Annotated in this window: 28 protein-coding genes; 18 read left to right on the forward strand and 10 right to left on the reverse strand. The window is 63.8% G+C overall.

The window, feature by feature from the left end; all coding sequences use genetic code 11:
• Positions 1 to 2: 2 nt before the first annotated feature.
• Genes C7440_RS18175 through C7440_RS18190 form a run of 4 tightly spaced genes read right to left on the reverse strand, consistent with a single transcriptional unit; the run spans position 3 to position 4,353 of the window.
• Positions 3 to 896, reverse strand: a complete 894-nt coding sequence (locus tag C7440_RS18175; RefSeq protein WP_207775432.1) for an ABC transporter permease — start codon at positions 894 to 896, stop codon at positions 3 to 5.
• 28 nt (positions 897 to 924) lie between these two features.
• Entirely contained in the window at positions 925 to 2,151 is a 1,227-nt protein-coding gene (locus C7440_RS18180; protein ID WP_116519454.1) for an ABC transporter permease, read from the reverse strand.
• Between the two features lie 22 nt (positions 2,152 to 2,173).
• Positions 2,174 to 3,241 carry an ABC transporter substrate-binding protein gene (locus tag C7440_RS18185; RefSeq protein ID WP_116519455.1) on the reverse strand — a complete coding sequence of 356 codons (1,068 nt, stop codon included), beginning with the start codon at positions 3,239 to 3,241 and terminating at the stop codon, positions 2,174 to 2,176.
• The gene (locus C7440_RS18190) at positions 3,238 to 4,353 is read right to left on the reverse strand and encodes an ABC transporter ATP-binding protein (protein ID WP_116519456.1); all 1,116 of its coding nucleotides are present in this window, start codon (positions 4,351 to 4,353) and stop codon (positions 3,238 to 3,240) included. The genes C7440_RS18185 and C7440_RS18190 overlap by 4 nt, the downstream gene beginning before the upstream one ends.
• A 371-nt stretch (positions 4,354 to 4,724) precedes the next feature.
• On the opposite strand from C7440_RS18190, the gene thrS reads away from it, so the two are divergent.
• The 6 genes from thrS (at position 4,725) to ptsP (ending at position 10,777) form a co-directional block, all read left to right on the forward strand.
• On the forward strand, positions 4,725 to 6,662 hold the full coding sequence (gene thrS, locus C7440_RS18195) for a threonine--tRNA ligase (RefSeq protein WP_116519457.1): 1,938 nt from the start codon (positions 4,725 to 4,727) through the stop codon (positions 6,660 to 6,662).
• A complete protein-coding gene (gene infC / locus C7440_RS18200; protein ID WP_218940713.1) occupies positions 6,659 to 7,246 on the forward strand; it encodes a translation initiation factor IF-3 in 588 nt (195 codons plus the stop codon). Before thrS ends, infC begins: the two co-directional genes overlap by 4 nt.
• 57 nt (positions 7,247 to 7,303) lie before the next feature.
• On the forward strand, positions 7,304 to 8,260 hold the full coding sequence (gene gshB / locus C7440_RS18205) for a glutathione synthase (RefSeq protein ID WP_116519458.1): 957 nt from the start codon (positions 7,304 to 7,306) through the stop codon (positions 8,258 to 8,260).
• Between the two features lies 1 nt (position 8,261).
• Positions 8,262 to 8,663: a PTS sugar transporter subunit IIA gene (locus tag C7440_RS18210; RefSeq protein WP_116519459.1), complete on the forward strand. Its 402-nt coding sequence runs from the start codon at positions 8,262 to 8,264 to the stop codon at positions 8,661 to 8,663.
• 64 nt (positions 8,664 to 8,727) lie between these two features.
• Positions 8,728 to 9,000 carry an HPr family phosphocarrier protein gene (locus C7440_RS18215; protein WP_017522570.1) on the forward strand — a complete coding sequence of 91 codons (273 nt, stop codon included), beginning with the start codon at positions 8,728 to 8,730 and terminating at the stop codon, positions 8,998 to 9,000.
• A 22-nt stretch (positions 9,001 to 9,022) separates the two neighbouring features.
• Positions 9,023 to 10,777 carry a phosphoenolpyruvate--protein phosphotransferase gene (gene ptsP, locus C7440_RS18220; RefSeq protein ID WP_017522569.1) on the forward strand — a complete coding sequence of 585 codons (1,755 nt, stop codon included), beginning with the start codon at positions 9,023 to 9,025 and terminating at the stop codon, positions 10,775 to 10,777.
• Positions 10,778 to 10,953: 176 nt separating this feature from the next.
• Here ptsP and C7440_RS18225 read toward each other — a convergent pair whose 3' ends face one another.
• Together C7440_RS18225 and C7440_RS18230 are read right to left on the reverse strand one after the other, a co-directional pair.
• Positions 10,954 to 12,180, reverse strand: coding sequence for an ammonium transporter (locus C7440_RS18225; RefSeq protein ID WP_017522568.1), 1,227 nt, complete (start codon positions 12,178 to 12,180; stop codon positions 10,954 to 10,956).
• Between the two features lie 11 nt (positions 12,181 to 12,191).
• Positions 12,192 to 12,530: a P-II family nitrogen regulator gene (locus C7440_RS18230; RefSeq protein ID WP_017522567.1), complete on the reverse strand. Its 339-nt coding sequence runs from the start codon at positions 12,528 to 12,530 to the stop codon at positions 12,192 to 12,194.
• A gap of 483 nt (positions 12,531 to 13,013) precedes the next feature.
• Here C7440_RS18230 and C7440_RS18235 point away from each other — a divergent pair, with 483 nt between their 5' ends.
• Positions 13,014 to 13,370 (forward strand): hypothetical protein, encoded by a 357-nt coding sequence (locus C7440_RS18235; protein WP_017522566.1) that lies wholly within the window; start codon positions 13,014 to 13,016, stop codon positions 13,368 to 13,370.
• 422 nt (positions 13,371 to 13,792) lie between these two features.
• Complete coding sequence (locus tag C7440_RS18240; RefSeq protein WP_017522565.1) at positions 13,793 to 14,053, forward strand: accessory factor UbiK family protein; 261 nt, start codon at positions 13,793 to 13,795, stop codon at positions 14,051 to 14,053.
• Between the two features lie 38 nt (positions 14,054 to 14,091).
• On the opposite strand, the gene C7440_RS18245 is transcribed toward C7440_RS18240, so the two are convergent.
• Positions 14,092 to 14,820 (reverse strand): LysR substrate-binding domain-containing protein, encoded by a 729-nt coding sequence (locus tag C7440_RS18245; RefSeq protein ID WP_017522564.1) that lies wholly within the window; start codon positions 14,818 to 14,820, stop codon positions 14,092 to 14,094.
• A gap of 11 nt (positions 14,821 to 14,831) precedes the next feature.
• On the opposite strand from C7440_RS18245, the gene C7440_RS18250 reads away from it, so the two are divergent.
• Together C7440_RS18250 and C7440_RS18255 are read left to right on the forward strand one after the other, a co-directional pair.
• Positions 14,832 to 15,278, forward strand: a complete 447-nt coding sequence (locus tag C7440_RS18250) for a solute carrier family 23 protein (RefSeq protein ID WP_116519460.1) — start codon at positions 14,832 to 14,834, stop codon at positions 15,276 to 15,278.
• 42 nt (positions 15,279 to 15,320) lie between these two features.
• Positions 15,321 to 16,868, forward strand: a complete 1,548-nt coding sequence (locus C7440_RS18255; protein WP_026067559.1) for a YifB family Mg chelatase-like AAA ATPase — start codon at positions 15,321 to 15,323, stop codon at positions 16,866 to 16,868.
• A 16-nt stretch (positions 16,869 to 16,884) separates the two neighbouring features.
• Here the strand turns inward: C7440_RS18255 and C7440_RS18260 are convergent, their stop codons facing one another.
• On the reverse strand, positions 16,885 to 18,240 hold the full coding sequence (locus C7440_RS18260) for an MFS transporter (protein WP_017522561.1): 1,356 nt from the start codon (positions 18,238 to 18,240) through the stop codon (positions 16,885 to 16,887).
• A gap of 253 nt (positions 18,241 to 18,493) precedes the next feature.
• Here C7440_RS18260 and C7440_RS18265 point away from each other — a divergent pair, with 253 nt between their 5' ends.
• The 8 genes from C7440_RS18265 to C7440_RS18300 all read left to right on the forward strand — a co-directional run bounded on the left by C7440_RS18265 (position 18,494) and on the right by C7440_RS18300 (position 24,938).
• The gene (locus C7440_RS18265; protein ID WP_116519461.1) at positions 18,494 to 18,973 is read left to right on the forward strand and encodes a MarR family winged helix-turn-helix transcriptional regulator; all 480 of its coding nucleotides are present in this window, start codon (positions 18,494 to 18,496) and stop codon (positions 18,971 to 18,973) included.
• Positions 18,974 to 19,207: 234 nt separating this feature from the next.
• On the forward strand, positions 19,208 to 19,405 hold the full coding sequence (gene rpmI / locus C7440_RS18270; protein ID WP_026067558.1) for a 50S ribosomal protein L35: 198 nt from the start codon (positions 19,208 to 19,210) through the stop codon (positions 19,403 to 19,405).
• A 22-nt stretch (positions 19,406 to 19,427) separates the two neighbouring features.
• A complete protein-coding gene (gene rplT, locus C7440_RS18275; RefSeq protein ID WP_017522558.1) occupies positions 19,428 to 19,787 on the forward strand; it encodes a 50S ribosomal protein L20 in 360 nt (119 codons plus the stop codon).
• Positions 19,788 to 19,864: 77 nt separating this feature from the next.
• A complete protein-coding gene (pheS, locus tag C7440_RS18280) occupies positions 19,865 to 20,887 on the forward strand; it encodes a phenylalanine--tRNA ligase subunit alpha (protein ID WP_017522557.1) in 1,023 nt (340 codons plus the stop codon).
• Between the two features lie 46 nt (positions 20,888 to 20,933).
• Positions 20,934 to 23,348 carry a phenylalanine--tRNA ligase subunit beta gene (gene pheT, locus C7440_RS18285; RefSeq protein ID WP_116519462.1) on the forward strand — a complete coding sequence of 805 codons (2,415 nt, stop codon included), beginning with the start codon at positions 20,934 to 20,936 and terminating at the stop codon, positions 23,346 to 23,348.
• 14 nt (positions 23,349 to 23,362) lie between these two features.
• Positions 23,363 to 23,692 carry an integration host factor subunit alpha gene (locus C7440_RS18290; protein ID WP_017522555.1) on the forward strand — a complete coding sequence of 110 codons (330 nt, stop codon included), beginning with the start codon at positions 23,363 to 23,365 and terminating at the stop codon, positions 23,690 to 23,692.
• 65 nt (positions 23,693 to 23,757) lie between these two features.
• Entirely contained in the window at positions 23,758 to 24,150 is a 393-nt protein-coding gene (locus C7440_RS18295) for a MerR family transcriptional regulator (RefSeq protein ID WP_026067557.1), read from the forward strand.
• Positions 24,150 to 24,938 carry a ferritin-like domain-containing protein gene (locus C7440_RS18300; protein WP_017522553.1) on the forward strand — a complete coding sequence of 263 codons (789 nt, stop codon included), beginning with the start codon at positions 24,150 to 24,152 and terminating at the stop codon, positions 24,936 to 24,938. Before C7440_RS18295 ends, C7440_RS18300 begins: the two co-directional genes overlap by 1 nt.
• Positions 24,939 to 25,013: 75 nt before the next feature.
• Here the strand turns inward: C7440_RS18300 and C7440_RS18305 are convergent, their stop codons facing one another.
• Entirely contained in the window at positions 25,014 to 26,177 is a 1,164-nt protein-coding gene (locus C7440_RS18305) for a hypothetical protein (RefSeq protein ID WP_116519463.1), read from the reverse strand.
• Positions 26,174 to 26,692 (reverse strand): sigma-70 family RNA polymerase sigma factor, encoded by a 519-nt coding sequence (locus C7440_RS18310; protein WP_116519464.1) that lies wholly within the window; start codon positions 26,690 to 26,692, stop codon positions 26,174 to 26,176. Before C7440_RS18310 ends, C7440_RS18305 begins: the two co-directional genes overlap by 4 nt.
• Between the last annotated feature and the right edge of the window lie 57 nt (positions 26,693 to 26,749).

The following is a 26,749-nucleotide window of genomic DNA, read 5'->3' on the forward strand; positions in this document are numbered from 1 at the left end:
TATTAGCGCCCCGCCCTGATCCGCTCTGACCTGCGGCGCAGGAACTCCAGCGCGAACAGCAGGCAGATCGACATCAGGATGAGCAAAGTCGCCACCGCCAGGATGCTGGGGTTGATCTGCTCGCGCAGGCCCGAGAACATGCGGCGCGGAATGGTGTTCTGCTCGGGGCCGGCAAGAAACAGCACCAGCACCACTTCGTCGAACGAGGTAACGAAGGCCAGCAGGGCGCCCGAGATGACGCCGGGCCGGATGACCGGGACCACGACGTCGATGAAAGCGCGTACAGGAGAAGCCCCCAGGTTGAGCCCCGCATGGTAGAGCGAGCGGTCGAAGCCCGCCAGCGTCGCCGTGACGGTCAGCACGACGAAGGGCACGCCCAGGGCGGCGTGGGCGATGATGATGCCGCTGAAGGTGGCCACCAGGTTGAAGCGGGTATAAAAGAAGAACATGCCCGCGGCGACGATGACAAGAGGAACGATCATGGGCGCAAGCAATACCGCGGTGATGGGCCGGCGCCAGGGCATGTCGGAGCTGGCCAGCCCGATTGCGGCTATGGTTCCAAGCACGGTGGCGATGGCGGTTGAGCACAGGCCGATGATAAGGCTGTTGCGTATGGCCATCATCCAGCTGTTGCTGGCAAAGACGGCATCGTACCACTTGACCGAATAGGCGTCGGGGCTGAAGCGCAGCATGCCGGAAGTGAAGCTGAAGAAAGGCTCGGCGTTGAACGACAGGGGGATGACGACAAGAATGGGAAGCATGAGGAAGGCCAGCGCCCCCCAGGCTGCGATGCGAAGCGCCCAATGCCCCAGCCGGGCGCTTCCTTCGACGGGGCTCGCGGGCGCTGGGCGCCGCTTGTGCCCGGTATTGCGATGTTCGGCTGTCGGCGTGTTCATGCGACTGTCCTTTTAGCGTTAACAGGCCCTAGGCCAGCCGCAGGTTGCGAGCGCCCACCAGGCGGTCGTATACCCAGTACAGGATCACGATCACGGCCAGCAGCAATGTGCCCAATGCCGCGGCCAGCCCCCAGTTGTTGGAGCGCTGCATATGGAAGGCGATGATGTTGGAGATCATCTGGCCGTCGGTACCGCCCACCAGCGCAGGAATAATGTAGTAGCCGATCGAGATGATGAATACCAGCAGCGCCCCCGCGCTGAGCCCGGGCATGCTGAGGGGCAGGAACACCCTCCAGAACGCCGACCAGGGCGTGCTGCCCAGCGACTGCGCGGCGCGCACATAGCCGGGGTCGATGCCGCGCATCACGCTGTACAGCGGCAAGATCATGAAGGGCAGGAGGATGTGGGTCATGACGATGACCGTTGCCAGGCCGGTGTAAAGCAGCTCGAGCGGCTGCCGTATGACACCCAGCGACAGCAGCACCGAATTGATGATGCCGTGGGGCTGGAGCAGGGCGATCCAGGCGGTGGTGCGGGCCAGCAAAGAGGTCCAGAAGGGCAGCAGCACGAATATCATCAGCACGCCGGCCAGGCGCTTGGGCGCGCGGCACAGATAATAGGCCAGGGGGTAGCCCAGGGCGATGCACATCAGCGTGATGGCCAGCGCCATGCCCAGGGTCCGGCTGTATAGCTGCACATAGATTCGCGCCGATTCGCGCTGCACGATCTCGCCCTGCTGGTTGCGCTCGAGATCAAGGGCGGTAAGGTAGTGGGTAATCGTATGTACCTGGCCGCTGCGCTTGACGGCGTGCCAGAGGTCGGGCTCGCTCCAGCGATTGTCGGCGTCGCGCAAGGCCTGGGCCGCCTCGGCCGGGGCAATGCCGTCGTCCAGGCCGCGCATGCGGCGGGCTGTTGAATTGATCAGGCTGGAAGCGCCAGGGTAGGCCTGGTTCACCGCTGCGGCCAGCACCCCCGCCTTGCGCTCGGCCGAGAGCTTTTTCAGCTCGATCGCCATCGAGGCAAAGGTTTCAGCCGAAGGCAAGGGGGCCTCGTCCCATTGCTTGAGGTGCGCAAGCGTTTGAGGGATGAGCTCGGCCAGCGTCGGGTTGTAGACGCTGCGGTACAGCATGTTGGCAATGGGAGCAAAAAAAGCGAACAGCACGAAGGCCAGCAACGGCGCCACCAGCAGCAGGGCGGTGCGCCGGCGGCGGCGCAGCTCGCGCCGCTCGGCGCGAGCCTCGTCAGGTGTCAGCATTGGCAAGGCTTCCACTGCGGTTCTACTTCAGCAGCCACTCATTGAACTTTTCGCTGAGGCTTTCACCGTAGTCGGCCCAGAACACACTGTCTACCTGAACGCCTTCATCCATGTGGGCGCTGGGCAGGTGGGTAAGCACGTCTTTGTCGACCAGGGCAAGCGATGACTTGCGCGGCGGGCCGTAGGCCACGTCTTCGAAACCGGCCAGGGCCTTGGTGCTGGTGGTGAAGGCGACGAATTCCAGCGCCTGCTTCAGCTTGGGCGTGCCCTTGAGTATGGTCCAGGCGCCCAGGTCGTACATATTGCCGTCCCACACGATGGTAAAGGGCTTGTTTTCGTTGCGGATGGCGTCGAAGATGCGGCCGTTGGCCACCTGAATCATGCTGACGCCGCCGTCGTTCAGCATTTGCGGCGCCTGCGACCAGCTGTCATACCAGATCACGTCGTTCTTGATGGTGTCCAGCTTGGCGAAGGCGCGGGCCTGGCCTTCGGGGGTGGCAAGCACCTTGTAGATGTCCTTGTCGGGCACGCCGTCGGCCATCAACGCCCACTCCATGACGAATTGCGGCCTCTTGCGCAGACCGCGCTTGCCCGGGAATTTCTTTACGTCGAAGAAGTCCTCGACCGTGGCCGGGCGGTTGGGGCCTATGGTTTTTTCGTTGTAGGCATAGATGGTGCTGTAGACGATCTCGGCCACGGCGCACTCGCTTGCCAGCCCTTCGGGTATGAAATCTTGCTCGGCCGGCGTGCCGTCGTCGCCGGGCAGAAGGATGTCGCGGGGAATGATTTCGAGCAGGCCTTCGGAGCAGGCGCGCTCCAGGTCGATGGTTTCCATGTCGACCACGTCCCACTGGATGTTGCCCGACTGCACCTGGGCCTTCATTTCGGCGATGCCGCCGCTATAGGTTTCGAAGATGACGCGCTTGCCGGTCTCGGCCACATAGGGGTCGATCTGGTGTTTTTTCTGTGTGGCGCCATAGGCTCCCCCGAAGGACACCACGGTCAGGGCCTCTTGCGCTGCAGCGGTGCCCGAGAGGCCCAGCGCGAGCAATGCGCCCGCGACCAGTGACAGGGCTGTTTTGTTCTTCATGTTGTTTCTCCTTGGATCGGTGCGTCGGATTGGAAGGCGAAGCTGTCGCAGGTGGCCCAGCCCAGCGTGGCGGGCTGGCCGTCGCGCAGGAGTGGCGCGCGGGTGTCGTTCAGCAGCTTGACGACGGCGCGCCCGCCCCCGGGCAATTGAAAGTAATAGCGAATGAAGTCGCCGACATAATGGCGGGTGAGGAAGCCCACCGTTACCTGGTTGTCGAAGGTCTGGCCCGGCTGCGAAATGGCCAGTTTTTCAGGACGGATGGAAAGCACGCAGCGCCGGGTGGAAGCCTGGCAATCGCCATTGCGCGCACGCAGCACGGTGCCGTCGGGCAAGGTAGTGCGGATAGTACCGGGGCCATCGGCGTCGGGGCGTCCGGCCGAAATAAGGTTGTTCTCGCCGATGAAGCTGGCCACGAAGGCGTTGGCGGGCTGTTCGTACAGCGCGTCGGGGCTGGCGTATTGCTGGACCTTGCCGGCGTTGAACACGGCGATGCGGCTGGACATGGTCAGCGCCTCGGACTGGTCGTGCGTGACGTAGATGACGGTGAAGCCCAGCTTGCGGTGCAGGCGGGTGATTTCGAACTGCATCTGTTCGCGCAGCTTTTTGTCGAGCGCCCCGAGGGGCTCGTCCATGAGAACCAGCGTGGGCTCGAAAATAAGGGCGCGCGCCAGGGCCACGCGCTGGCGCTGCCCGCCCGACAGCTGGCCGGGATGCCGGTCGCCGAAGGGCTCGAGCTCGATAAGCCTGAGATACTCGGCCACCCGCTGTTTTATCTGGGCCGCCGGAGTGCGCCTTACCTTGAGCGGGTAGGCCAGGTTCTCGGCCACCGTCATGTGCGGAAAAAGGGCGTAGTTCTGGAACACCATGCCGATGTTGCGCTTGTGGGGCGCGATGCGGGTAATGGGCTGGCCGCCAACAGTGATGTGGCCGCTGGTGACATGCTCGAAGCCCGCCAGCATCATCAGGACGGTGGTCTTGCCCGACCCCGACGGGCCCAGAAGGGTGATGAACTCGCCTTTGTTTACGTCCAGATTGAAATCATCGACGACCAGGGACTTTTGATCATAGGTTTTGCGGACATGGGAAAACTTGAGAAACGCTGCTTCATTCATTGTTTGGCATTCTTGTCCTGGTCGACGGCGGCTGCGGGGGTTCCTCCAAAAAACGCCCGCCACAGCATAGCAATTCCGGCGAGGCGGCGAAAGCGGGGGTTACCCTGGGTTGCCGGTGGGGTTTAAACAACAGATCGGCGAATACCAGGACGGCAAGCCCCGGCCTTCACCGTTTTTCACAGGAGAATAAGCAGGTTAAGTGTTACACTGTGTAGATCATGAACAGGGGTCCGCAATCCATGCATATTCCAATCGAACGAACTACGACAACGGCTTGTTAGTCGTCGCCGCGTATCGATCACCAACAGACCCCAGCAGTGCATTCCCATAAAAACGCGGCATAGGCCGCGTTTTTTGTATTAGGACGATTTATGCTTCAAATTACCCTGCCCGACGGTTCCAGCCGCGAGTTTCCCGGCCCGGTGTCCGTCCACGACGTAGCCAGCTCCATCGGAGCCGGGCTGGGACGCGCCGCGCTTGCGGGCCGCGTCACGCTGCCCGGCCACGAGCCCAAGCTGGTCGATACCAGCTACGTCATAGGGCAGGACGCGCAATTGGCCATCGTTACCGCCAAAGACCCCGAGGGCGTCGACCTTATCCGGCACTCTACCGCCCACCTGCTGGCTTATGCCGTCAAAGAGCTGTTCCCCGACGCCCAGGTCACCATCGGCCCCGTCATCGAAAACGGCTTTTACTACGATTTTTCCTACAAGCGCCCGTTTACTCCCGAAGACCTCGAGGCCATCGAGAAAAAAATGGCCGAGCTGGCCCGCAAAGATGAAGTCGTCACCCGCGAAGAATGGCTGCGCGACGATGCGGTCGAGTTCTTCAAGGGCATAGGCGAAGCCTACAAGGCCGAGATCATCGCGTCGATTCCCTCGAACGAGGCCATCAGCCTGTACCGCGAAGGTGACTTCATCGACCTGTGCCGCGGCCCCCACGTGCCGTCCACCGGCAAGCTCAAGGTGTTCAAGCTGATGAAAGTGGCCGGCGCCTACTGGCGCGGCGACAGCAAGAACGAGATGCTGCAGCGCATCTACGGCACGGCCTGGGCCACCAAAGAAGAACAGGCCGCCTATCTCACCATGCTCGAAGAGGCCGAGAAGCGCGATCACCGCAAGCTGGGCCGCGAGCTCGACCTGTTTCACTTCCAAGATGAAGCGCCGGGCCTGATCTTCTGGCATCCCAAGGGCTGGACGCTGTGGCAGCAGGTCGAGCAATACATGCGCAAGGTGTACCTGGACAACGGCTACCAAGAGGTCAAGGCGCCGCAAATCCTTGATCTGTCGCTGTGGAAAAAAACCGGCCACTGGGACAACTACGCCGAGAACATGTTCACCACCGAGTCCGAGAACCGTGTCTACGGCCTCAAGCCCATGAACTGCCCGGGCCATGTGCAGATCTTCAATGCGGGCCTGCATTCGTATCGCGAGCTGCCCATACGCTATGGCGAGTTCGGCCAATGCCACCGCAACGAGCCCTCGGGTTCGCTGCACGGCATGATGCGGGTGCGCGGCTTCACGCAAGACGACGGCCACATCTTCTGTACCGAAGACCAGCTGCAAGATGAATGCGCGGCCTTTACCGCCTTGCTGCAAAAGGTCTATGCCGATTTCGCCTTTACCGAGATTCTGTACAAGGTGGCCACCCGCCCCGAAAAGCGCATCGGTTCCGACGAAGTGTGGGACAAGGCCGAGCAGGCCCTTATCGAAAGCCTGAACCGCACGGGCTGCCAGTTCGAGATATCCGAAGGCGAGGGCGCCTTCTATGGTCCCAAGATCGAGTACACCCTTAAAGACGCCATCGGACGGCACTGGCAGTGCGGCACCATACAGGTTGATTTTTCCATGCCGCAGCGGCTGGGCGCCGAGTATGTCGACGCCAGCGACCAGCGCAAGACGCCCGTCATGCTGCATCGGGCCATCCTGGGTTCGTTCGAGCGCTTCATCGGCATATTGATCGAAAACTACGCCGGCGCGCTGCCTCCCTGGCTGTCTCCCGAGCAGGTGGTGGTGTGCTGCATTTCCGAGCATTTTGCCGATTATGCCGCTGAAGTCGCCCTAAGCCTGAAAAAACAAGGGTTTAGGGCCAGCGCCGATTTGCGCGGTGAAAAGATCACCCGTAAAATCAGAGAACACAGCATGCAGAAAATTCCCTACATTCTGGTAGTAGGTGAAAAAGAACGCGACACGGCCACTGTCGCGGTGCGGGTTCGCGGAGGAGGCGACCTGGGCAGCATGCCGTTGGCACAGTTTTCGCAGCGTCTTCAACAAGACATCGACACCCGGCGTGACGTCGGGGCGGCCTGACGCCGCATTTTTCATCAACTCTAGGAGTCGTAGATATCGCAACCGAAAAACCACATCGCATCAATGGTGAAATTCGTATTCCCGAGGTGCGACTTATTGGCGTCGACGGCGAGCAGCTGGGTATAGTCAAGACATCCGAGGCTCTCCGTCTCTCAGAAGAAAACGAAGTCGACCTGGTCGAAATTGCCCCCAATGCCGCGCCGCCCGTGTGCCGGCTCATGGACTATGGCAAGTTCAAGTACCAAGAGCAAAAGCGCCAGGCTGAAGCGCGCGCCAAGCAAAAAGTCATCCAGGTCAAAGAGGTCAAGTTCCGGCCCGGCACCGACGAAGGCGATTACCAGGTCAAGCTGCGCAATCTGCGCCGCTTCATCGAAGACGGCGACAAGGCCAAGGTAACGCTGCGCTTCCGCGGTCGCGAGATGGCTCACCAAGAGCTCGGCATGCGGGTGCTTGAACGCGTGCGCGACGATCTGGGCGAACTCATCCAGGTCGAGGCCATGCCCAAGCTCGAAGGGCGCCAGATGGTCATGGTGCTGGCTCCCCGCAAGAAGGCGGGCGGCAAGCAGAACGACTCCGCCTCCTGATCCCACAGCGCCACCCGGCGGCCCTTGCCGCGGCCGGGTGGCACACAGAGCCTTTCCATGCACGTATTATTCGTTATCGACCCGCTGCCTTCCCTGAAGGCCTATAAAGACTCGTCCGTGGCAATGATGCGTGCGCTGGCCGCAAGAGGCCATACGCTCAGCGTTGCGCTGCAGGGCGATCTGTATATCGACGCGGGTGTCGTCAAGGTGCAGTGCCAGGCCATCCAGCTCGTCGACGGCGCCGATCTTCACCAGCCCGGCTGGTGGCGCGAGGGCGCCCGGGCCGACGTGTCGATGAACGGCTTCGACGCCGTGCTGATGCGCAAAGACCCTCCGTTCGACATGGAGTACCTTTATTCCACCCACCTGCTCGAGTTCGCTCAGAAGCAGGGCGCCAAGGTATTCAACACGGGTGCGGCCATACGCAACCACCCCGAAAAGCTGGCCATCACCGAGTTTGCCGAGTTCACCTCGCCCACGCTGGTCACCCGCGACATGTCCCGGCTGCGCGCCTTCCATGCCCAGCACCACGACGTCATCGTGAAGCCGCTCGACGGCATGGGCGGCATGGGCATCTTCAGGCTCCAGAAGGCCGAGCCCAATCTGGGCGCCATTCTCGAAACGCTTACCGACAATGGCCAGCGCACCATCATGGCGCAGCGCTATATCCCCGAGATCGTGGCCGGCGACAAGCGCATCCTCATCATAGGCGGCGAGCCCGTGCCTTATGCGCTGGCGCGTATTCCGCTTGCCGGCGAAACCCGCGGCAACCTGGCCGCCGGCGGCCGGGGCGTGGCGCAGCCGCTTACCGCCCGCGACAAGGAAATCGCCCTTTCCCTCGGGCCGCGCCTGGCTGAGCGGGGCCTGCTGCTGGTGGGCCTCGACGTCATTGGCGACTACCTGACCGAAGTCAACGTCACCAGCCCGACCTGTTTCGTCGAGATTACCGAACAAACCGATTTCGACGTGGCACAGGCGTTTGCGGTGGCGCTCGAGCGGGCGGCGGGTGGCTGAGATGGTACGCCTGGCCCTTGTCATGCATGCGCCGCTCGGCCAGGCTTTTGCCGACTGCGCCGCCCATATCCTGGGTCATGAACCCGACATTCTGGTGTTCGACGTGCATGCCGACGATTCGCCCGACGATTCCGCTCAAAGGCTCGAAAGCCTGCTGGCGCCCCATCGCGGCGAAGGCGCCCTGATCCTGTGCGACATCTACGGAGCCACTCCCTTCAACATCGCCAGCCGGGCGGTGCGCAGCCTTACCGCCCAGGGCATGAGCGTGGCGCTGGTAACCGGCACCAATCTTTGCATGGTGCTCAAGGCGCTTACCGACAATCAGGACAACCCTGAAGAACTCAGCGAAAAAGTCCGCCAAGGGGCACTGAAAGGCATTGTGCGGGCCGACTGTATTCCCTGAACGGGGCGCAACGCTTCCGTTCCACGCCAGTCATTCATACGGACACTAATCAAGTAGAACAGACATGCCGGCAGTCGATATCGTCATCAGCAATAAATTGGGGCTGCACGCGCGAGCGGCGGCGAAACTCACGCAACTGGCCTCGGGCTTCAGCAATTGCGAGATATTCATCGCGCGCAAGGGCAAGCGGGTCAACGCCAAGAGCATCATGGGGGTCATGATGCTGGCGGCCGGCCTCGGCGTAACGGTCACCGTCGATGCCGAAGGGCCCGATGCGGACCGCGCCCTGGCCGAAATACAGGCCTTGTTCGCCAACAAATTCGGCGAGCACGAATAGCCGCCACCCTTTAGGATCGCCCATGACCGCTGCCGAGTCCGCCGTCTCCGCCCTGAACGCCACGATCTGCATGCGCGGCCAGGGCGTAGTCAAGGGTTATGCGATAGGGCGGGCGGCGGTAATGGGCGCGGCCGCCCTCGAGGTGGTTCATTACCGCATACAGCCGGACGACGTCCCCGGAGAATGCCGGCGCCTTACCGAGGCGCTGGCGGCCGCGCGGGACGATCTGCAGAACATGGTGCGCAACTTGCCGGCCGATGCGCCGCGCGAGATGGCGGCGCTGCTTACGGTGCACAGCCTGTTGCTGGACGACCCCATGCTGGCCCAGCAGACCTGCGATCTGATTGCTGAAAGGCAGTACAACGCCGAGTGGGCGCTGACGACGCAGGGCCAGCTCCTTGCCGAGCAGTTTGCGGCGATGGAAGACGAGTATCTGCGCGAGCGCGCCGCCGACATCCGCCAGGTCATCGAACGCGTCCTGCGCGTACTGTCGGGCAGCACGGCGTTGCTGCCGCAGCTCGAGGCGGGCCACGACGGCGAGCCCCTCATCGTCGTGGCGCGCGACATTTCTCCCGCCGACATGCTGCGCCTGCGCGGCGCCCGCTTCGGCGCCTTCCTGACCGACCTGGGCGGTCCCACTTCCCATACGGCCATTGTGGCCCGCAGCATGAACGTGCCCGCCGTGGTGGGCATCGGCAACATCAGGGCGCTGGTGCGCGATGGCGATGTACTGGTCGTCGACGGCATGACCGGCGCCGTCATCGTGAACCCGCCCGACTTCGTGCTGCACGAATACATGCGCCGGCAAAGCGCCTATGCCGACGCGCGCGCCGAACTGACGCTGCTGCGCGACGCCGAGGCGCTGACGCTCGATGGCGTGGCGGTGAAGCTCGAGGCCAACATCGAGCTGCCCGAAGAGGCCGAAGAGGCCATGCGGGCGGGCGCCGACGGCATAGGCCTGTTCCGCAGCGAGTTTCTCTTCATGGGGCGCAGCAGCCTGCCGACCGAAGAAGAGCAGTACCAGGCCTATGCCTCGGTGGTACGCACCATGCAGGGCCGGCCCGTTACCATACGCACCCTCGATATCGGCGCCGACAAGACGCTGGACGGCGAGATCGCCGTGGCCACCAACCCGGCGCTGGGCTTGCGCGCCATACGATATTGCCTGGCCAATCCGGAAATATTCGCCGCCCAGCTGCGCGCGCTGCTCAGGGCGGCCGCCCATGGGCCCGTGCGCATACTCATTCCCATGATCTCGCACATGCACGAGGTGCGCGCGGTCAAGCAGGCCATTATCGCGGCGGGGCGCGAGCTCGACGCCCGCAACGAACCGCATGACAAGAACGTTGCCCTGGGCGCCATGGTCGAGATTCCGGCCATTGCCATCGCCATCGAGCCTTTTGTCGAGGCCCTGGATTTTCTCTCGATAGGCACCAACGACCTCATCCAGTACACGCTGGCCATCGATCGGGGCGACAGCGACGTGGCCGACCTGTACGACCCCATGCATCCGGCGGTGCTGCGCCTTATCGCCCACACCATCAATGCCGCCGAGCGGGGCGGCAAGCCCGTGGCGGTCTGCGGCGAAATGGCCGGCGACTCCAGCATGACCCGCATGCTGCTGGGCCTGGGGCTGAAAGAGTTCTCCATGCATCCGCAGCAGCTGCTCGACGTGAAGAAGGAAATCCGCCTGGCTCACTCCAACGCCTTGCGCGTCAAGGTGGCCTCGGCGCTGAACCGCGCCGAACGCATCGACCTGGCATCGCTCGAGGGCTGATCTTTCGCCTGGGTCGCGCCAGGGGCCTGGCGTGGCGCTTCTATTGAGTTTTTAAGCGCCCCCAGCGGCTCATGCCTGGACAAGCGTAGAGGTGAAGCGCGCCCCAAGAGCCGGACAAGTAGTCCAGATCTTGGGGCGCTCATGCCTTGACGAGAGAGCCAAAGCCTGGCGAGTGGTCAGCGCTGGTAAGCAGTTTCCCCGTGCTCGTGAACATCCAGCCCCTGGCGTTCGGCATCCATGCTGACCCGCAGTCCGCAGACCTTGTCGGCAACTATGTAGGCCAGCCACGAAACAATCCCGCACCACACGATGGTGATCAGAATGCCTTCCAGCTGTATCCATAGCTGATAGGGCACCTCGCTCATGGAAGCCAGGCCCGGCCCGCCCAGTGCCTGGGCGTTGAACAAGCCTGTCAGCATTGCGCCCACGATGCCCCCCACGCCGTGTATGCCGAACACGTCCAGGGCGTCGTCGGCGCGCAGCAGGCGCTTGAGGCCGTTGACGCCCCATACGCAGGCCGCGCCGGTGACTGCGCCGATGATCAGCGCACCGCCTGGGCCGACCAGGCCCGCGGCGGGCGTGATGCCCACCAGGCCGGCTACGGCGCCCGACACTCCACCCAGCAGGGAAGGACGGCCCTTGCCTATCCATTCCACGGCAATCCAGGCCAGCACCGCCGCGGCGGTTGCCAGCAGTGTGTTGAAGAAGGCCAGGGCGGCTGTTTCATTCGCGCCCAGCGCCGAACCGGCGTTGAAGCCGAACCAGCCCATCCACAGCAGCGAGGCGCCCACCATGGTCAGCGGCAGGCTGTGCGGCGGCATGGCTTCCTGGCGGTAGCCGAGACGCTTGCCGATATAGTAGGCGCCGACCAGGCCCGCGATGCCGGCATTGATGTGAACCACCGTGCCGCCGGCGAAGTCCAGCGCCCCGCGCTCGAACAGCCAGCCTCCGGGCGCCCAGACCATATGGGCGATGGGCAGGTAGGCAAAGGTGAGCCACAGCGCGGTAAACAGCAGGACCGCGCCGAACCGGGCGCGTTCGGCGAATCCGCCCACGATAAGTGCGCAGGTGATGCCCGCGAAGGTGGCCTGGAAAGAAGCAAAGGCCATCTCGGGAATGCTGCCCGCCATCTCGAAGCTCATGGTGTCCAGCTGCGCCATGCCGCTGAACAGCACGCGCGAGAAACCGCCGATGAAGGCATTGCCTTCGGTGAAGGCCAGCGAATAGCCATATGCAAACCACAAGATGATCGCCAGGCAGAATACGCTCAGCACCTGCGCCAGCACGGACAGCACGTTCTTGGCGCGCACCAGGCCGCCATAGAACAGGGCTAGGCCGGGCACCACCATCAGAAGCACCAGAGCGGTCGATACGCTCACCCAAACAAAATCAGCTTTATCCATGGCCTGGCCTCCTATAGCGCCGCGTCGTCGTATTCGCCGGTGCGGATCCGCACGGCCTGTTCGAGGGGGGTAATAAAGATCTTGCCGTCGCCGATCTTGCCGGTGTGGGCGGCCGAACACAGCGTTTCAATAGCCTGTTCCAGCATGGCTTCGGAAACCGCCATGTCGATGCGCAGCTTGGGCAGGAAGTCGACGGTGTACTCCGCGCCTCGATACAGCTCGGTGTGGCCTTTCTGCCGGCCGAAGCCCTTGACTTCGCTTACGGTCATTCCCTGGATGCCGATGGCGCCCAGGGCTTCACGCACTTCGTCCAGCTTGAACGGCTTGATGATCGCGGTAATGAGTTTCATGTGAGTAGGTCCTTTTCCAAAGGGGTGCCTTTAGCCATACGCAACATCCATGCCAATTTTTTCGGGTAAAGAGGCACGTGGCTTGCCGGGGGCCTTTACCGCGGACGCTGTGTGATGGAACACGGCAAGCGCACCACGCCGGTGCGTTTATGCTCATGCCGGTGCATGGTTGCGCAGCGATGGTCTATGGGGCAGGGGCCTGTAACAAGAGGTGGATGGGCCGGGGGTTTTGTGTCCTGATGTATGCCGGCCGGAACGCATCGGCTCTCCGCAAGTGCTGTCTTCATGCGGCTCGAAGGGCAATTGCCGGGTTCGGCCGTGGGCCCCCGCTGTAATCACGGTTTACACTAGCTTTAGGTGATTTCCCGAATCGGTGGCTAGACTTGTAACCAAGCCAGTTGTTACAAGCTCGCTACTGAACCGTTAGTCGCACCGGGCTCAGTGTCAAGTAAAACCGCGACTCTGGACAAAGTGAGGAAATCCATGAAGAAAACCCGTACTTACGTTGCTGTTCTGGCCATGGCCGCTTCCGTCAGCTTGCTGGCTGCGTGCTCCAACGAAGACGACAACGCGCCGCCTGCCGATGCCGGCGCGCCGCCCGCCACAGCTCCCGCCGATCCCATGACGCCCGCCCCTGGCACGCAGCCGGATGCCGGCGCACCCGCCACTCCCGCTCCGAGCAGCTCCATGAACGACGCCAAGGAGTCGGCTTCCGAGGCGGCGGACAACGCCGGTGACGCAGTGGCCTCTGCCGCCGAAAGTGCCCGCCAGGCTGTCGCCGACGGCGCCGCCAAGGCCGACGCGGCGATCCAGGACAAGGTTGGCGGTTCGTCCAACTAAGCCTTTCCGGCGCATTGAAATGCAGGCGGGCCGCGTTCAGCGGCCCGCCTGTTTTTTACCGCCGGGCCGCCCCAAGGCTCGGCGCCCCCGGTAAAAACGCCCCTCGGGGGATGAGCCCGGACGCAGGACAGTCCCTGCGGACTGTCCTGCGCCTGGCGAATCCGAGCGGCATGCAGGCCGCGAGGTGGACAGCAAGCAGGCAGTAGCCTGCGCGGCGTGGGGGCTTTTTTACCGCCGGGCCGCCCCAAGGCTCGGCGCCCCCGGTAAAAACGCCCCCACGCTAGGCGCCGCGCCCTGGACGAAGGGCTGTATTGCCCGCTGGCGTGAAGCGACGGCGCCCGGCAAGAATCTTCCGCGGCTGAGGGTGGAATTTAACTAAACTATGGGTAATTTCGAGTTTGATCACTTTTCTGGAGCCCGTCATGGCCAACCGCAGCGATTTTTTTGAAGAATTTCAAAAGAACATTTCCGAGCTGATCGCCAAAAGTCCCGCGGCCGACATCGAGCGCAACGTCAAGGCGATGATGGCGCAGACGTTCTCGCGGCTTGACCTGATCACCCGCGAAGAGTTCGACACCCAGTCCGAACTGCTGGAACGGGCGCTGGCGCGCATTGCCGTGCTCGAGGCCAAGGTGCAGGCCCTCGAGACCGCTGCCAGCCTGGGCGGCTCGCCGCAAGAGTAAGGGCTGGTGTTGCCAGTCGCGCCTTGCTTGTTCCTGCCTCATAGCGAAGGCGGTCCAGGCCAGTCCTTGCGGTTTACCTGCTCATGCAGAAAGCGGGCGAATGCCTGCGCAGCAGGCGACAGCGATCGGTGGCTGGGCTTCAATATGGATATCTTGCGGGTAATAACCGGCTCGACCAGCCGGCTTCCATGCACCTGGTATGCGGGCAAAGAAGGGTGGTTGTTCATGGGCAGTACGCTGACCCCGATGCCCGCCCCCACCAGGCTGAGCACGGTGGTGGCAAACGATACTTCATTGACGATGTTCAGCCTCAGGCCTGCGTCCTGTACCGCATTGTCAATGAGCTTGCGTATGGGGCTCTTGGGTGCCAGGGCGATAAACGGCAGGCCCTGCAGTTCAGCCCACGTGATGCGCCGCCGGCGCGCCAGGCGATGGCCTTGATGGAATAGTGCAATAAAGCGGTCGTCGAACAAATGTTCTTCGTCCAGGCCAAGAGCCAGTTCGTTCGCGGTGCCGATGCCGAAATCCACATTGCCGGCCAATACCGTGCGCATGATGGCTTCCTCGGCGACATCATGAAGCGCGAACTGCACGTTCGGATGCAATTCCTTGAATTCCTTGAAAGCCTTGGCCAGAAGGCCGGATGATATGACGGTGGAGGCAACCACGCGCACCCTGCCAGTGCGCAAGGAGGTCAGGTCGCGCAGGTCGGCCACCACGCCGTCCAGGCTTTTCAAGGTTTTTTCGACCTCTTGATGAAAGCGCACGCCGGCCTCTGATGATGGGAGTTACCTTCGCCGCCGTACCGCCGATGATGGTCATGGTCTCGAACCCCGGCATCGGCTTGCGGGGCATGTTCGGCGCCATTATTGCGGCGGGCCTGATCACCTTGCTGCTTGCCCCGCTGGTGGGCCGCATGATCAAGTTGTTCCCGCCGGTGGTCACGGGCACGGTCATTACCGTTACGGGGCTCAATCTCATTCCGGTGGGGGTGAACTGGGTGGCGGGCCGGGGGCCCAACGCGGGCGACCCTGTCAACCTGGGCATCACCGCCCTGGTTCTGTTCTCCATCATTGCCATCAACAAGTATGCGCGCGGTTTCCTGCGCAACATCGCCGTACTGCTGGGCATTGTCATAGGCTTTGTCGTGGCGGCTTTGCTGGGCAGGGTCGTAATACGGATGGACGTGTTCATCCGCGGGCTGCCCGCCAGCAAGCTTTCCTGACGCATACTGCCGTTTGTCTTCATTGCAGCGGGGTATGCCTTCATGTCCTTAGCGGTATTGGCCAGCCAGGCCTTGTGCGGGCTGCAGGGTTTTGCCGTGCGGGTCGAAGTGCACGTCGGGCCGGGCTTGCCGTCCTTCGGCCTGGTGGGGCTGCCCGATACGGGCGTGCGTGAAAGCCGCGAGCGTGTGCGCTCGGCCATACTCAGCAGCGGCTACGATTTCCCGGCGGGGCGCATTACGGTCAACCTGGCGCCCGCCGACCTGCCGAAGGAATCCGGGCGCTTCGACCTTTCGATCGCGCTGGGCATACTGGCGGCCTCGGGCCAGATCTCCGCGCCGGCGGCCCAGGGCGGCAAGGCGGATCACCCTCCGGAACTGGGCGGCTACGTGTTCGCGGGCGAGCTTTCCCTTACCGGCGCGGTGGTGCCCGTGGCGGCGCCGCTGGCCATCGCGCTGTCCGTCGCCCACAGTCAGCCGGGGGCCGCGCTGGTGCTGCCGGCCGCGTGCGCGGGGCTGGCGGCGCACGTGCCCGGCTTGCGGGTTCTGGCGGCGGGCTGCCTGCGCGAAGTGGTCGAGCATTTCCGTGGCGGCGCGCCTCTGGGCCCGGCATCCGCCACGCCTTGGGCGGCGCATTGCGCGCCGGTGCCCTGCATGTCCGAGGTGCGGGGCCAGGCCGATGCCCGCCGCGCCCTCGAAATCGCGGCTTGCGGCGGACACAGCTTGTTGATGTCGGGCCCGCCGGGCGCCGGCAAGAGCATGCTTGCCCATCGGCTGCCTGGCCTCTTGCCGGCGCTTAGCGACCAGCAATCGCTCGAGGTCGCCGCGCTTGCCAGCGTGGGAGGCAAAGAGCCCCGTTTCAGCTCGATGGCCCCGTTCCGGGCTCCTCATCATTCGGCCTCCATGCCTGCCCTGGTAGGAGGCGGCGTACGTCCCAAGCCGGGCGAAATCAGCCTGGCGCATCATGGGGTTCTCTTCCTGGACGAGTTGCCCGAATTCCAGCGCCATGTGCTCGAGGCCTTGCGTGAACCGTTGGAAACCGGCTGCGTGTCCATCGCCCGGGCCAGCCTCACCCTGCAGTTTCCGGCTCAGTTCCAGCTGGTTGCGGCGATGAATCCTTGCCCCTGCGGCTGGCTGGGCCACGCGCGCATGCGATGCGCCTGCACGCCCGACCGCATCGAGAAATATCGCAGCCGCATTTCGGGGCCCTTGCTTGACCGCGTCGATCTGCAGATCAGCCTGCCGGCGGCGGGCGCCGACTGGCTTGATGCCCCGTCCGGCGAGGCGTCGGAACCCATTCGGGCAAGGGTGGAGCGTTGCCGCGGCAGGCAGCTGGAAAGGCAGTCGTGCCTGAACGCCAAGCTGGGTGTAGAGGGCATGGAGCGCCATTGCGCCCTGAAGCACGATGCGCGTTCGCTGTTGCGCGAGGCCATGGGGCGCTGGAGCTGGTCGGCCCGGGTCGTGCACCGCGTGCTTCGCGTGGCGCGTACCCTGGCCGACATGGGGGGCAGCGACGCCATCGATAGCGGGCATCTTGCCGAAGCTGCCCGCTATCGCCAGCCTTGGGGCGCGGGCGGCCGCCCCGAGGCTTAGGGCCTTTGGGCAGGCTCTAGCTCGAGACGCCTATCGCCTGCTCCAGGCCAGGCGCCGCCTGCTTGCGCTTGCGGGCCATGGCGGCCATGCACAAGGCGGCTATCAGCGAGGGAATGCTGACGGCCAGGAAGATGGTGGAAATGCTCCAGCCCAGCACCAGCATCCAGCCGCCGGCCAACGATCCAAGTATCGAGCCGATGCGGCCGATTCCGAGCGACCAGCTTACGCCGGTGGCTCGCGAGCCGGTGGGATAGAAGGCCGCGGCCAATGCGTTGGTGCCGACCTGGCCGCCCGATACGCAGAAGCCGGCGCCGAACACGGCCAGCACCAGCATGGCGGTGCTGCCGGTCGTGCTGCCTATCATGAAGGTAAAGGCGGCGCCGATCAGGTAGGTGATGCCCAGGACGCGCTGAGGAGAGTAACGGTCCATGAGCCGGCCGAGAATGATGGCGCCCGCGGTGCCGCCCACCTGGAACATGGCCGTTACCAGGGATGCATTCTTGAGCGACATGCCGGTGTTGTTGATGACGGTGGGCAGCCAGCTCGACAGCAGGTAGATCACCAGCAAGGTCATGAACACGGTGGCCCACAGCGAGAGGGTGCCAAAGCGCAACTCGGGGGCGAACAGGTGCTTGACGGGAAAGCCGGGCGCGCGCTTTTCACGTACCGTGAAGGTGGCGCCGGCGAGATCCTCATTGGGAGCGATGCGTTGCATCAGGCGGCGCACTTGTTCGTCCGCACCCCCTTTGAGCGCCAGGTAGCGGGGCGATTCGGGTTGGATCAGGGCCAGGACCGGTACCAGTACGATGGGCAGCACGCCGCCCATTACCAGCACCCAGTGCCAGCCAAAACTTTCGACGATGTGCGCGGCGGCGATTCCACCCATTGCCGAACCCAGGGTAAAGCCGCAGAACATGGTGGTGACCAGTACCGATCGGTGGCGCTGGGGCGAGTATTCCGAGCTCATGGTAATGGCGTTGGGCATGGCTCCGCCCAGGCCCAGGCCGGTAAGGAAGCGCAGTGCGATCAGCATTTCGACCGAGGTGGACCAGGCTGAAAGCAGCGTCATCAGGCCAAAGAAGAACACGCTCAGCATCAGGATGCGCTTGCGCCCATAGCGGTCGGCCAATGGCCCGAAGATAAGCGATCCGGCCATCAGGCCGAACAGGCCGGCGCCGAAAACGGGCGCCAGGTGCGCGGCGTCAAGACCCCATTCGGCCCGGATGGCCGGCGCGATGAAGCCGATGGCGGCGGTATCGAAGCCATCGACGGCGACGATGAAAAAGCACAGGAACAGAGTCAGGATCTGCAAGCCCGACAGCTTTTGCTTGTCCAGGAAGTCCTGGACGTCGATATGAGTGGATTGCGACATTTCGGTGACGGCCCTTAGGGGCGGGTTTGGTAGATGCCCAGCTTGCGATGCAGGGGCGATTCGTCCGCCAGAAAGAAATAGGCGGGTTCAAGGATTGATGCACTGAAGAGAGCACCGGACTTGGCAACGGGCCGGCAGCTTGTTGTCTGGCTCAGGGAAAACCCTGTTTGTGAGTGCACTTATAATGAGTATACTAACTAAAAAAATCGCTTACCAGCATTTTTCAATGAAACTAGGGTTAACCCTTAAATATATGAAAACAGACCCCGCCGCGATCGAATTCAACCGCTTGCCCGGCAATTTCGCTCGGCGTCTGCATCAGATATCGGTCGCCATCTTCCTGCAGGAAACCGAGCCCTTCGGCATTACCCCGGTGCAGTTTGCAGCCTTGCAGTCCGTGCTGGCCAACCCCGACATAGACCAGCGCACCCTGGCGGGCGCCATCGGGCAAGATGCATCCACCACCACGGGGGTGGTCAACCGTCTCGAGGGCAGGGGCTTGCTGCAGCGCAGGCCTTCGCCGACGGACCGGCGGGCTTTCTGCCTTACCATCACCGAGCAGGGGCGCGAGCTTCTCCAGGCGGCTACGCCGGCCGTGCTGCGCTCGCAGGAGCTTCTCCTGGAGCCTTTGCCCGAGCACGAACGCGCCGAATTCATGCGCCTGATCGCCGTTCTGGTCAATGGCAACAACAGCCTCAGCAGGGCGCCCAGAAAAACACCTCGTGCAGGCTGACACCGTTTTTACCTGCCTGGCCTATGCAGGTTATGAAGAAATGTCGTATAATCAAGGGCTTTCCTTTATTGGGCCCTTAAGCCCAAGCGGGGGAAAGAACCATAAATGGCTCACGAAGACTTTTGCTTTAAGCACTTTTGGGTGCTTTGGGCCGAGGTTTTTCGGCGGGTTTGCCAAGCGCTGCCTTTTTGCCGGCAGCCACCTGCGGCCATAAATCACAACAGAGTTTTTGTCATGCCTAAAATGAAAACCAAGCGAGGCGCCGCAAAGCGCTTCGTGGTTCGTGGTAGCGGATCCATCAAGCGCGGACAGGCGTTCAAGCGCCATATCCTCACTAAAAAGACCACCAAGAACAAGCGCCACCTGCGCGGTTCGACGGCCGTGCACAAGGCCGACGTCGCCTCGGTCAAGGCCATGATGCCTTTTGCTTGATATCTAACGGAGATCCCATACCATGCCACGCGTAAAACGCGGCGTTACAGCCCGCGCCCGTCATAAAAAAGTCATCAATGCCGCCAAAGGCTACCGCGGTCGCCGCGGCAATGTCTTCCGCATCGCCAAGCAGGCGGTCATGCGGGCCGGCCAGTACGCCTACCGCGATCGCCGCAACAAAAAGCGCACCTTCCGCGCCCTGTGGATCACCCGCATCAATGCGGGCTGCCGTGAACTCGGCATTACCTACAGCGCGTTCATCGCCGGTACCAAAAAAGCCTCTATCGAACTCGATCGCAAAGTGCTCGCCGACATGGCGGTAAACGACAAGGCGGGTTTTGCCGCCGTCGTCGCCCAAGCGCGCGCCGCCCTGGCTGCCTAAGCTACTTCGATCACGATATTGTGTTGCTGCGAACGGGGCTCTTCGGGGGCTCCGTTTGCTTTTGGAAGCGATGATCCATGACTTTACCGGTTGATGACCTGATATCCCAGGCAAAAGAACTCTTCGCCCAGGCAGCCGACCCGGCTGCGCTCGAAAACGCCAAGGCGCGCTTTCTGGGCAAGCAGGGGGCGCTTACCGCTTTGCTCAAGGGCCTGGCCCAGCTCGATCCCGAGCAGAAGCGCGAGCAGGGCGGGCGCATCAACCAGGTCAAGCAGCAGATCGAGGGGCTGCTCAACCAGCGCCGCGCCGAGCTTGCCCAGGCCGAGCTCGACAAGCGCCTGGCCGCCGAAACGATCGACGTGACGCTGCCTGGCCGGGGACGGGGCGTCGGCGGCATTCATCCCGTGATCCAGACCTGGCAGCGGGTGCAGGCCATCTTCTCGTCGATCGGCTTCGATTCGGTCGAAGGCCCCGAGATCGAAAACGACTGGACCAACTTCACCGCGCTGAACAATCCCGAGAACCATCCTGCCCGCTCCATGCAGGACACCTTCTACGTCGACATGAACGACGAAAGCGGGCTGCCGCTACTGCTGCGCACGCACACCAGCCCCATGCAGGTACGCTATGCCCGCATGAACAAGCCGCCCATCAAGGTCATCGCACCCGGCCGCACCTACCGCGTCGACAGCGACGCCACCCACTCGCCCATGTTCCATCAGGTCGAAGGGCTGTGGATCGCCGAGGACATTTCCTTTGCCGACCTGAAGGGCGTGTATACCGACTTCCTGCGCGCCTTTTTTGAAACCGATGACCTTTCGGTGCGCTTCCGTCCTTCGTTCTTCCCTTTCACAGAACCCTCGGCCGAGATCGACATGATGTTCACCTCGGGCCCCAACCAGGGCCGCTGGCTCGAAATCTCGGGGTCGGGGCAGGTGCATCCCCAGGTGGTGCGCAACTTCGGGCTTGACCCCGAGCGCTACATCGGCTTCGCCTTCGGATCGGGTCTCGAGCGCCTGACCATGCTGCGTCACGGCGTCAACGACCTGCGCCAGTTTTTCGAAGGCGATTTGCGCTTCCTGCGTCAATTCAATCGCTGAGCGCCTCTTGGACGCCAGCCGCTGCAAACGGATCTGACAAAACATCATGCAATTCCCGGAATCTTGGCTACGCACGTTTGTTAATCCCGGCCTGGGCACCGACGAGCTGTCCCATCGTCTGACCATGGCCGGCCTTGAAGTAGAGGAAACCGAGCCCGTCGCGCCGCCCTTCAGCGGCATCGTGGTGGCTCACATCCTCGAAGTCGAGAAGCACCCCGACGCGGACAAATTGCGTGTATGCCGCGTGGACGATGGCTCGGGCGAGCCGCTGCAGATCGTATGCGGCGCACCCAATGCCGCCGCCGGCCTGAAGGTTCCGCTTGCGCGGCTGGGCGCCGTGCTGCCCGGCGGCATGAAGATCGGCAAGGCCAAGATGCGCGGGGTCGAGTCGTTCGGCATGCTGTGTTCGGCGCGCGAGCTGGGCCTGTCGCAAGACCACGCCGGACTGCTCGAGCTGGATGCCCAGGCGGCCGTCGGGCAGTCGCTGCGCGAGACGCTCGACCTGGACGATACGCTGTTCACCCTCAAGCTCACGCCCAACAGGGCCGATTGCCTGTCGATACTGGGCGTGGCGCGGGAAGTCTCTGCCCTGACCGGCTCGCCCCTGGCCCTGCCGGAAGCCTTGCCGGCCGCTGTCGAGATAGACGATCGCCTGGCGGTCGACGTGCAGGCGCCCGACCTATGCGGCCGGTTCGCCGGCCGCGTCATCCGGGGCGTCAACGCCCGTGCGCAGACGCCCGACTGGATGGTTTCACGGCTCGAGCGCGCCGGCCAGCGCTCGGTGTCGGCCCTGGTCGATATTTCCAACTACCTCATGCTTGAACTGGGCCGTCCGACCCACGTGTTCGACCTGCAGCGCATCCAGGGCGGCCTGACCGTGCGCTGGGCGAAACAGGGCGAGCAGCTCGAGCTGCTCAACGGCCAGACGGTGGAACTTGCTCCCGACGTGGGCATTATCGCCGCCGGCGACGTAGTGGAAAGCATGGCCGGCATCATGGGCGGCGAAGCCACCGCGGTCACGCTGGACACCACCGACATCTACGTCGAGGCGGCATTCTGGTGGCCCGACGCCATCATGGGGAAGGCGCGGCGCTACAAGTTCAGCTCGGAAGCCAGCCATCGCTTCGAACGCGGAGTCGATTTCCAGAACATCGTGCGCGACCTCGAGCGCATTACCGGTCTCATCCAGCAGGTCTGCGGCGGCCAGGCCGGCCCCATCGACGACCAGAGCATCAACCTTCCCGAGCGCAAGCCGGTGCAGATGCGCCTGCAGCGCTGCCACAGGGTGCTGGGTGTGCCGGTCGAACAGGCCGAGGTCGAACGCATCTTCGATAGCCTCGACTTTGCCTGGGAATGCCGCGACGCGGTCTTCAGCGTGGTGCCGCCCTCGTACCGTTTCGACATTGAAATCGAAGAAGACCTGATCGAAGAGGTGGCCCGCATCTACGGCTTCGAGCGCCTGCCCGACCAGCCGCCGCGCGCGCCGGCCCATATGCGCGTCGATCCCGAGACGCTGCGCGGGCCTCATGCCTTGCGCCACGCCATGGCCGCCATGGACTATCAGGAAGTCGTCAATTTCTCCTTCGTCCAGGAAGACTGGGAGCGCGAGTACGCCGGCAACGCCGATCCCATCCGCCTGCTAAATCCCATCGCCAGCCAGCTTGCGGTCATGCGCTCCAGCCTCATGGCCGGCCTGGTCGACAACATATGCCACAATGTCAACCGCAAGCAGCCCAGGGTGCGGGTTTTTGAACTGGGCCGCGTCTTTTACCGCGACGCTTCGGTGCGCGACGGCGAACTGTCCGTAGCCGGGGTGGCCCAGCCGCAGCGGCTGGCCGGGGCGGCATGGGGGCCGGCCCTGGAAGAGCAGTGGGGCGCTCCCACGCGCCAGGTCGATTTCTATGATGTAAAGAAAGATGTCGAGACCCTGCTGGGCGCGCGCGCGGCGCAATTGTGCTGCCAGCCCGCCGAGCATCCGGCCCTGCATCCCGGCCGCGGCGCCGGCCTGCTGCTCGACGGCCGGGCGGTGGGCTGGCTGGGCGAGCTGCATCCGCGCCTGGTGCAACAGGCCGACCTGGCGCATGCCCCGGTGGTGTTCGAGATCGACGTCCAGGCCCTGGAGGTTGCTCCCATGCCCCGTCCGCGCGAGCTCTCGCGCCAGCCGGTCGCCGTGCGCGACATGGCTTTCTGGGTAGGTGCGAACGTCTTGTATCAGGATTTACTGAACACCCTTACCCAAACCATTGAATCTGATGCTACTCTTGGCATTGTCCAGGACATCAGGCTGTTCGACGTATGGCGCGATCCGTCGCAGGCCCCGGCGGGCGGCGACAAAAGCATGGCGCTGCGATTCTGGCTGCAAGACGAACAGGTCACCCTGGACGACGCCCGGGTCGAACAGTGCATGGGCCGATTGCTGCAGGCGCTTGTCGACGCCCATGGGGCGCGCCAGCGTGCTTAAGGAGCTTATCTAGTATGAATCCAGACTCGCGTACCTTGACCAAGGCCGAATTGGCCGAGTTGCTGTTCGAGCGGGTAGGGCTGAACAAGCGCGAAGCCAAAGATATCGTCGACACCTTCTTTGAAGAAATCCGCGAATGCCTGGCCCGGGGCACCGAGGTCAAGCTTTCGGGCTTCGGCAATTTCCAGGTGCGCGACAAACCCCCCCGCCCGGGCCGAAATCCCAAGACCGGCGAAGTCATACCCATCGAAGCCCGGCGCGTGGTTACGTTCCACGCCAGCCAGAAGCTCAAGAGCGTGGTCGAGCAGGCCGGGGCATCCACGTCAGCAAGCCGATCCGACTAAGCAGCAAGAAGGCACGCCGGGCCTGCCCGATCGAACCACGCCATTCATTCATATAACGATCGCCCATGAGTTCCACTGAAACCTCCGTTACCTTGCCGCCGATTCCGGCCAAGCGCTATTTCACCATCGGTGAGGTCAGCGACCTGTGTTGCGTCAAGCCGCATGTGCTTCGCTACTGGGAACAGGAATTCACCCAACTCAAGCCTGTCAAGCGGCGCGGCAACCGCCGCTATTACCAGCACCACGAGGTTCTGCTCATTCGCCGCATACGCGACCTGCTTTACGAGCAGGGCTTTACCATCAGCGGCGCGCGCAACCGCCTGGGCGACGCCCAGGCGCCTTTCGACCAAGAGGCGGCGGTTCGCCTCAGCGGCAACGAGCTGCAAATGGTGCGCGCCGAGCTGCAGGCTGCGCGCGACGAACTGGCCCAGGCCCTGGGCGCTTCCGGCGGGCAGTAATGCGGGCGCAAGCCCTGGCGGCGCTGCTGTGCCGGGCGCCGGCCGACAAGATCGCCGCCGTGGCCATGATCGATGCATCGCACGATGTCGACTCATCTTGGTGTGTAGCCGAACCGCAGGGCATACCCGGGCGTCCCGCCCGGCCCGAACTGGTCGGGCCGTTCAAGGTAAAGCAGCGTTCGGCGCATACCGAGGCAGGCCGGGCGGCACTCATACACTCGCTGGCGCACATCGAGTTCAATGCCATCAATCTTGCCCTGGACATTGTCTGGCGCTTTGCCGGCATGCCCGCCGGGTTCTACCGCGACTGGGCGGGCGTGGCACGCGAAGAGGCCCATCACTTCAGCCTGCTGGCCGAGCATCTGCGCGGCATGGGCCACGAGTATGGCGATTTTCCGGCCCACGACGGCCTGTGGGAAATGGCGCAGCGCACCTCCGACAACCTGCTGGCGCGCCTGGCCCTGGTGCCCCGCACGCTCGAGGCGCGCGGCCTGGACGCATCGCCGGCCATCCGTGGCAAGCTGGCGGAAGCGGGCGACGAGCGGGGCGCGGCCATACTCGACGTGATCCTGCGTGACGAGATCGGGCACGTGGCCATTGGCAACAAATGGTACGGGCATTTATGCCGGCAGCAAGGGCTAGACCCGGTGGCGCAGTATCGTGAACTGGCGCGCCAGTATCGCGCTCCGCGCCTGCGCGGCCCCTTCAATCTGCAGGCCCGCCGGCAGGCTGGGTTCAGCGAGGCCGAATTGCAGGCATTGCAGCAGGCCGCCGTAGCGTCGGATTGACCCCGGGGCGGTGTTCAAGCGGCAGGGCCGGCCTGAAGAGGCACGGCCCCCCCAACCGCGAAAGTCCCGCTGTGTTCATCCAAGGCTGACGGTGCGTCCGATGAACAGTATCGGTCCGTCGGGCTCTCTGGGCGGTGCGACGTTGGATTCTTGCGTCATTTCAAAGATCTGCCCCGGAACGATCTCGCCGGTGACTTCCATGGGCAGGGTCAAGGAGCGGGTGGGATCGACCACGCCAAGAAGCCGCGGATGAGGCGACTGTTCGTTGTGGGTCCACAAGTACACTGATTCCGATTCGGGCACGACAATATCCACCTGCGGAGCCAGGACGAGGTTTTGCCGGCTGTCGACGGTCAGCACCCAGCCGGGTGTCGAACTGAGTCCGGGGGCCTGCATGATGGCAATCTGCACGATCTTGGGCGCCGGCGTGCTGGGCGGCTGCAGCGAGGCGCTGAGTGCGGGGTCGTGCTTGAACGTGTCTTTGGGCAGCACCAGCACCCCCGCCAGTATCGCCAATGCCGCACTGAGGGCGCGCCAGAACCAAAGGCTGCGCCAGATCGCCTGCCTGGGCGGCCGACGCGAGCCGGCGCCCGGCCGAAAGGCCTCGAGGGGATCGGGCGGCGCAGTGCGTACGCGCGGCGGGCCCGAGGTCGTCTCGCCGGTTCTTTGCGGTTCGGATGAGGGCGCTTCGGGTGCCGTATGCGCGGAGGGCGTGTTTACAGCTGGGCCTCCGGCGGAATCAGCCACGGACCGGTCAGGGCTCGCCGCCCGGGGTTGGGCGGTGGATGCCGCGTCGGGCCGGATGAGCCGGGGTTCGAAATCCATGGCCATGCCCGACTGCGCCGACGAGGCGGGCGGTGCCGGAACCCGGGGTGAAGGAGGGGGGGGCGCCTGGCGTTGCACGGGCGGCACGGGACGTTGCCCCGCACCGGCTTGCCGCATACCGAGCGTGGCGGGCGGCGCCGAGGCGGCCGTTCCGGCCGAGGGCCGTGCCTGGACCGGAGCGTTGCGCGGCAGCCCCAGCGTAGCCTGGATGCGCCCCAGCAAGGGCGCGGGGGGATTCAAGGGAGTCAGCGCATCGGTCAGCTCGAGCAGCCGGGCTTCCCACTGCAGGGCGCACACTACGGCGTCGTCGTCGCCGCCAAGCACGGCATGCGCCTGGGCGACTTCGTCCGGATCGAGCAGGCCGAGCGTGTACTCGGCGATGAGGAAATCGTCTTTGTGATGCAGCAGGCTCATGCCGGTTCGCACTCCCGCAAGGCGCGAAGGCAGGAACGCACGCGATTGCGCAATTCGGCCGTCGAGCAGCCCAGCCGGGCCGCGATGTCAGGGTAGCTCAGGCCGTTGTAGAAGGCCATGAGCACGGGTTTGCGCGTATTTTCGGGCTGCCGCGCCAGCATTGCGGCAACGCCGGCGGCGGCGTCTTCGCGAAGCGGCGGGGCGCCGGGCGTGGCCGGCGCGGCGGAGGACGGAGCGGGGTTGCGCCGCAGGAGGCTAAGGCTGCGGTAGCGCATGATGCTGTAGATCCAGGCGCGGGCGCTGCCCGTGCGCGCGTCGTAGCTGCCGGCGTTTTTCCATACCAGCACGAAGGCGTCGTGGACGGCGTTCTGTGCGACGGTTTGGTCGCCCAGCATGATGTTGGCCAGGGCGAGCATGCGCGGAGCCTCTTGTGTGTAGAGGTCTTGCAGAGCCTGGGGGTCGCCCTGTGCGCAGGCGGACAGGGCGGCGTGGTAGTCGAAAGTCGAGTCGACCATGTGGTCTCCGGTTTCTTGATTGCGGGTTTATTGTATAAGGTGTTGCCTGCGCCGCCG

This window comes from Pusillimonas noertemannii (assembly GCF_003096595.1).
In the GTDB taxonomy this organism is placed as follows: domain Bacteria; phylum Pseudomonadota; class Gammaproteobacteria; order Burkholderiales; family Burkholderiaceae_B; genus Pusillimonas; species Pusillimonas noertemannii.